The organism is Hydrocoleum sp. CS-953, assembly GCF_002260545.1.
Taxonomy (GTDB): Bacteria; Cyanobacteriota; Cyanobacteriia; order Cyanobacteriales; family Microcoleaceae; genus Trichodesmium.
In genome coordinates, this window is record NZ_LGSU01001075.1 from 1 (window position 1) to 6560 (window position 6560).

Consider the following 6560-nt stretch of genomic DNA (forward strand, 5'->3'; position numbering starts at 1 on the left):
ATGTTATAGTTAGTCGTGTTAAATACGATACTAATTTTGTCCTGCGATCTTTAACTACTAAGTACAAGCAAATGTCAAAAATATCTGTATTCAATTTAAAAATAGACATTTGCCAGCTTTAGGTAAAAGAAGCAGAATTTTGTATAAGGAATTTGAACATCAATGGTCTCAACTCCAGAAAAAACAGCTTTAATTAGTGCTTTTGGTCCAGCACGTTCGACAGTTCAAGGCGCACCTCTAAGTGCTGATGAACTCTACAAGATGCAGGCTTTTTGGCGTGCATCTTGTTATTTAATGGTGGGGATGATTTATCTCAAAAAGAATCCTTTGCTACGGGAACCTCTACAACCAGACCAAATTAAAAGTCGAATTTTAGGGCACTGGGGTTCTAGTTCTGGTCAAGCCTTTATCTGGATACATCTCAACCGAATTATCAAAAAATATGACCTGAACATGATATTTATGTCTGGTCCTGGACATGGTGCGCCAGGAGTTTTAGCTCCAACTTATTTGGAGGACACTTACTCAGAGGTCTATCCTGACAAGGGTCAAAATATACAAGGTCTAGAAAAATTCTTCAAAGAGTTCTCTTTCCCCGGCGGTATTGGTAGCCACTGTACACCTGAAACTCCTGGTTCTATCCACGAGGGAGGCGAACTTGGTTATGTAATTTCTCACGCCACAGGTTCAATTCTTGATAATCCAGATTTAATTTGTGTGCCAGTTGTTGGAGATGGGGAGTCAGAGACTGGTCCTCTGGCTACATCTTGGCATTCCAATAAATTTATCAATCCCATTACAGATGGTACTATCCTACCAATTCTGCACCTGAATGGTTATAAAATTAACAACCCAACAATTTTATCTAGAATCAGTCATGAGGATTTGAAAAACCTCTTTTTGGGTTATGGTTATCAACCCTATTTTGTGGAAGGGTCCGATCCAGATACTATGCACCAAGCAATGGCTGCAACATTAGACCATTGTGTTCAAGAAATTAAAGCCATCCAACAAGAAGCGAGGACTTCTGGTAATGCAGAATTACCAAGGTGGCCGATGATTGTGTTCCGTACTCCGAAAGGATGGTCATGTCCCCCAGAAATTGATGGACACAAAATAGAAGGTTTCTGGCGGGCACACCAAGTACCCATGACTGACGTTGCGAAAAATCCAGAACACATGAAAATTCTGGAACAGTGGATGCGCAGCTATAAACCAGAAGAACTTTTTGATGAAAATGGTAAATTCAAACCAGAGTTGCGAGAAATAGCTCCTTATGGTGCCCGTCGGATGAGTGCTAACCCTCATGCTAATGGCGGTCTCCTCTGCAAAGCATTAAATATGCCTAACTTCCAGGATTACGCAATACCAGTAGATAAACCTGGAACAATAGAGAAAGAAAATACTCGTCCTTTGGGTGTGTTTCTCCGGGATGTCATGGCGAAGAACATGACTAATTTCCGGGTATTCGGACCTGATGAAAATACTTCTAATAAACTGAATGCTATTTATGAAGTCAGTAAGAAGACTTGGATGGCAGAGTTTCTACCGGAAGACATGGATGGTGGGGAGCTTGCACGAGATGGTCGTGTGATGGAAATTTTGAGTGAACATACTATTGAAGGTTGGATAGAAGGATATCTCTTGACTGGAAGACACGCCTTTTTCTCTACTTATGAGTCATTTGTTCATGTTATTGATTCAATGGTTGGTCAGCACGCTAAGTGGATTGAAAAGTGTAATGAATTGAGTTGGCGTGAAAAGATTCCTTCTTTGAATTTATTGATTACTTCTACTGTTTGGCGACAAGATCACAACGGTTTTACTCACCAAGATCCAGGTTTCCTTGATGTGATTTCTAACAAGACTCCAGATGTTACTCGCATTTATCTACCACCTGATGTTAACTGTTTATTATCAGTTGCTGACCACTGTTTACGGAGCAAAAACTATATTAATGTGATTGTCTCTGACAAACAGATGCACTTGCAATACATGGATATGGATTCTGCAATTAAGCATTGTACCAAGGGTATTGGTATTTGGGATTGGGCAAGTAACGATCGCGGAGAAGAACCTGATGTTGTATTGGCAACTGCTGGAGATATTCCGACTAAGGAAGCTTTAGCTGCTAGTGTGATGTTACGGGAAGAGTTCCCTGACTTAAAGATTCGCTTTATTAATGTGGTCGATCTGTTTAAATTACAACCAGAAACAGAACATCCTCATGGATTGAGCGATCGCGACTTTGATACTTTATTTACTCTTGATAAGCCAATTATCTTTAACTTCCACGGTTATCCTTGGTTGATTCACCGTTATACTTACCGTCGGACAAATCACAAGAATCTCCATGTCCGGGGTTATAAGGAAAAGGGTAATATCAATACACCTTTGGAATTAGCTATTCGGAACAATATCGATCGCTTCAGTATTGCGATGGATGTAATTGACCGAGTTGAGCATCTAAAAGTTGCAGGCGCTCACGCGAAGGAACATTTCCGCAATGAGCAAATTGCTTGTCAAAATTATGCTTATGAGCATGGTATTGACCGACCTGATGTCGCTAGTTGGAAATGGCCTTACTAGGTGAAGTTAGAATTCAGAATTTAGAAGGCGTAGGTTAGGTTGTTCGGGCGGTTAGTTGCGTTCGTGTTAGCATTACAAAGCAAAGCATGGAACGTAGCAATATCCCGCATGGTAACGCAAAAAAGCTTTACTATTGTTTGGTTACAGTGCTTTTCACTTAAGTGAACCGCAATGTAGGGACGTTGCATAACAAAAATGCGAACGTCCCTATCTACTCCCCTACTCCCTTACTCCCCTACTCCCCTACTCCCCTACTCCCTTACTCCCCTACTCCCCTACTCCCTACTCCCTAATTAAAATGAAAGTTGCTGTTTTTAGTACCGAAAAGTACGATCGCGAATTTCTAGAGGCAGCTAATACTGCTACTAATGCTAACCATGAGTTTATTTTCCATGAAGCTCGACTAGAGGCAAAAACTGCTACTTTGGCAGCGGAATGTTCGGCAGTTTGTGTATTTGTTAATGATGATTTAGGTGCTGAAACTCTGAAAATTTTAGCGGAGCATGGTACTCGTTTGGTAGCTTTGCGGTCTACAGGATTTAATAATGTTGACCTGGAAACTGCTACTGAAGTTGGCATTAAAGTTGTACGAGTTAGCGTTTATTCTCCCTATTCAGTAGCAGAATTTGCTATTGGGATGATGATGATGCTCAACCGTAAATTATATAAAGCTTATAATCGAGTGCGTGATGATAATTTCTCTTTAAATGGTTTATTAGGATTTGATTTACACAGTCGAACAGTTGGAATTGTCGGAACGGGTAAAATAGGTGTTATTGTTGGTCAAATATTACATGGTTTTGGTTGTCATTTAGTTGGATACGATCCTTATCCGAACCCTAAATTTGCAGAAATTGGTGATGCTCGTTATGTAGATTTATCTGAATTATTGGGAAGCTCTGATATTATTTCTTTGCATTGTCCTTTAACACCAGAAAATCATCATTTAATTAATGCTAAAACTATCGCTCAGATGAAACCAGGAGTGATGTTAATTAATACCAGTCGCGGTCAATTAATTGATACAAAATCTGCCATCGAAGGCATAAAATCTGGAATTATTGGTTATTTTGGTATTGATGTTTATGAACAGGAAGAGAACATTTTCTTTAAGGATTTATCTGACACAATTATTCAGGATGATACTTTTCAATTATTACAGTCATTTCCTAATGTTTTGATTACTTCTCATCAAGCATTTTTTACTAGGGAAGCAATGAATGATATTGCTACTACAACTATTTCTAATATTACTGATTTTGAGGCAGGAAATTCTCTGAAAAATGAGGTAAAATTGCCTGAAAAAGTTACAGTTAATGCTTGAAATTAAGATAGAGTAGCTGGTTAATTTGATAATTAAGCTCGTAGTTGGGCTTTAGCCCTAAAAGAATTATGTTCGGGCTAAAGCCCAACTACAAACAATATTTCTACTTAATGGCGATCGCTCCCATCAATGCTTGCCAGAAAAAAATTTGAGCAAAGTGCTTGACCTTAAATAATTTTGTGGTATTATTATTCATAATGGGAAACGTGTGCACAGATATACTCACGGTCTAATTCTGCAATTATCGCCTCATTGATAACTTTGATATTTGAGAAGCATGAATTTTACGCTTAGGAAAGTTAATCTGGGAAAACTGATAACTCAACTATCAAAAGCTGATAACTGATAACTGATAACTGAAAAAAGGCGATAGTGCTACGCACCGCTACGCGATCGCTCTCCTTCGACTCCCTTTCATATTTCCCAGAAAAAAATTTGAGCAAGAGCTTGACTTTAAATTTATTTGTGCTATTATTATTCATAATGGGAAAGGTGCGCACAGATATACTCATAGTCTAATTCTGGAATTATCGCCTCATTTATAACTTTGATATTTGAGAAGCATGAATTTTATGCTTAGGAAAGTTAATCTGGAAAAGCTGATAACTGATATTAAATCCGGATAATTACTAGACCCAAGTGGTTATCAAGCGTTGCGAGATACTACTAAAGCATTAAGGAATGGAGAGTCTTTTTATCAGTCGGCAAATTCTGGTTCTTCTGGGGAGTCGCGTGTTGTTTATTTGGAAACTTTTTTGGCAGAGGAAGATAAGTTGGCAGGAAAGTAGTAGGGTGTGTGACGGCATCCTTTTTTTCGATTTTGGGGAAACTTAAGAAATTTTGCCGTCACGCACCTTTTTTTATAGATAATCTGATGGTGCGTTACGCTGAAAGTTAATTAAATTTGGATAGCGGATAATTTATATCGAACGCTCGATATATTTTATTCAGCAGAGGTAGGGTTAGGAAATATTGGTTGACTTATTTTTGAGGGAGGTTTGAATGTGGCGATCGCCTACCAAAAAAAATAATATTGAAGAAGGATAAATAAATTATCAGAAACTGATAACTGATGGTAGTGTCAGTTATAGAAATTTTATGACCAAGAAAAACCATAAAATTAGCTTCCTCAAACTTTTTTCTATTGACGGCTAAAACCCCTAGATGTTATATTCCACAAGTATCTGTACGAGGAGACCTAGGGATAAAACGATATGTCATGCCTGTTCTATCTATTGGAGTTAAAGAGGGGAAGTAACCACAATCATACAGTCCTCTCGGTGTGAAAACCTTTTTGCCTCCAATTCAACCATTTTCCATTTTTACGCCATCCCACTTTATCGGCGAAGGCTATCCATACTTGTTGGTTTGCTTCCTTAGTACCACCCAGACTCTAATAAATTTGCTTCTGAACACAATAGCCAAACTTACCATTACTATACTCTACCCAAAGTTTGTCAATCGTGCCTAAATCCTGACAGGAAAAATTCTCTACATCCTCAGCTCTCAGCCATTCTTCCGACTCCCTACCTGCTAATTTTTCCATTACTCTATATGTTTCAAAGTCTGCTTCTGTCCATTTTCCCTCTGCCAATAAGTTGCGAAGTTTTGTATAGTCAACTCCTTTAGCTGAAACTAGAGGAATATCATTGATTTTAATAGGTATACCCCAAGAAAAAGTCCAACGTTGAACAGCAGTCTCTACCCTTTCCACAGCTTGCTGAAAAGTTGACCGTTGTGACTCAGACAAACTCCCCTGTAGAGAAACAAAATTTTTCACAACCTCCACATCACTCATTCCATGCACTGCCACAACCTCACCTTTCACATCCGCAACAGGCGCTCCACTCATTCCACCGACAGTCAAAGCTTGATAAGCAACTCCATAACCCCGCGCCAACTTATCCAAACCCGAAACATCACCACGAACAAACTGCGATACCAACCTCCCATCCCGAATAGGAAAACCAGAAATATAGATAGAACTACCTTTTTTCAGATTGTCAGAACTACCTTTTTTCAGCGCCGGATAATTACAACTTCTTCTCTCTGGCTGAAAAGTAACCAAAGCTAAATCTATATCACTAGGAAATATTTCTACCTTAGCCACTTGCCAGATTTTTTCATCCCTAGTCTATAATAATCTTTCCCCTTCTTTTTTCACAACATGAGCTGCCGTTAGTACGGTACAGACTCCCTGTTCTCCAGACACGAAAAAACCAGTTCCATGTCCGGGTTGACTCTTATAAAATACTTTGACAATACTAGGTTCTAGTCGAGAGGCAATATCTTCTGGTGATAATTTCCCAGAACAATTTGTCAGAGTTAGTGCTAGGAAAGTTAGACCAAGGATGCGGGGTAGAGATTTCATCTGGTTCGGAAGTTCAGAAATTTGAGAGTCTGATTTTTATTCTTTTACCTACAATTCCAATTATAGGTTTTTCTTTCCCACCCTTCCCATATAGACGAAATTGAAAAATTTATTGCTCTAAAAAAAATAGCCACTATTTTCCCATAATACTTATCTAACTTAAAAATAAAACAACTTTTTCTAGATGTCAAGGAGCGATCGCCAAAAAACTCTCATTTTTCTTCTTTGAAAAATTTCAGCTTACATACAACTGGAGATTAAAATTCTGTCGTTGAG

General features: G+C 38.6%; 7 protein-coding genes. 3 read left to right on the forward strand and 4 right to left on the reverse strand.

The window, feature by feature from the left end:
• Positions 1-162 precede the first annotated feature (162 nt).
• Both AFK68_RS16075 and AFK68_RS16080 read left to right on the forward strand, forming a co-directional pair.
• Positions 163-2589: a phosphoketolase gene (locus tag AFK68_RS16075; RefSeq protein WP_094673661.1), complete on the forward strand. Its 2427-nt coding sequence runs from the start codon at positions 163-165 to the stop codon at positions 2587-2589.
• A gap of 298 nt (positions 2590-2887) precedes the next feature.
• Positions 2888-3913 (forward strand): 2-hydroxyacid dehydrogenase, encoded by a 1026-nt coding sequence (locus AFK68_RS16080; RefSeq protein ID WP_094673662.1) that lies wholly within the window; start codon positions 2888-2890, stop codon positions 3911-3913.
• Positions 3914-4016: 103 nt separating this feature from the next.
• Here the strand turns inward: AFK68_RS16080 and AFK68_RS43485 are convergent, their stop codons facing one another.
• Together AFK68_RS43485 and AFK68_RS35105 are read right to left on the reverse strand one after the other, a co-directional pair.
• A complete protein-coding gene (locus tag AFK68_RS43485; protein ID WP_256386578.1) occupies positions 4017-4139 on the reverse strand; it encodes a hypothetical protein in 123 nt (40 codons plus the stop codon).
• Positions 4140-4212: 73 nt separating this feature from the next.
• On the reverse strand, positions 4213-4425 hold the full coding sequence (locus AFK68_RS35105) for a hypothetical protein (RefSeq protein ID WP_143437933.1): 213 nt from the start codon (positions 4423-4425) through the stop codon (positions 4213-4215).
• 141 nt (positions 4426-4566) lie between these two features.
• On the opposite strand from AFK68_RS35105, the gene AFK68_RS43490 reads away from it, so the two are divergent.
• Entirely contained in the window at positions 4567-4701 is a 135-nt protein-coding gene (locus tag AFK68_RS43490; protein ID WP_256386579.1) for a hypothetical protein, read from the forward strand.
• Positions 4702-5306: 605 nt separating this feature from the next.
• Here AFK68_RS43490 and AFK68_RS16085 read toward each other — a convergent pair.
• Both AFK68_RS16085 and AFK68_RS16090 read right to left on the reverse strand, forming a co-directional pair.
• Entirely contained in the window at positions 5307-6023 is a 717-nt protein-coding gene (locus AFK68_RS16085) for a GUN4 domain-containing protein (RefSeq protein ID WP_094673663.1), read from the reverse strand.
• Positions 6024-6047: 24 nt separating this feature from the next.
• Positions 6048-6284 carry a hypothetical protein gene (locus AFK68_RS16090; protein ID WP_094673664.1) on the reverse strand — a complete coding sequence of 79 codons (237 nt, stop codon included), beginning with the start codon at positions 6282-6284 and terminating at the stop codon, positions 6048-6050.
• Positions 6285-6560 lie beyond the last annotated feature (276 nt).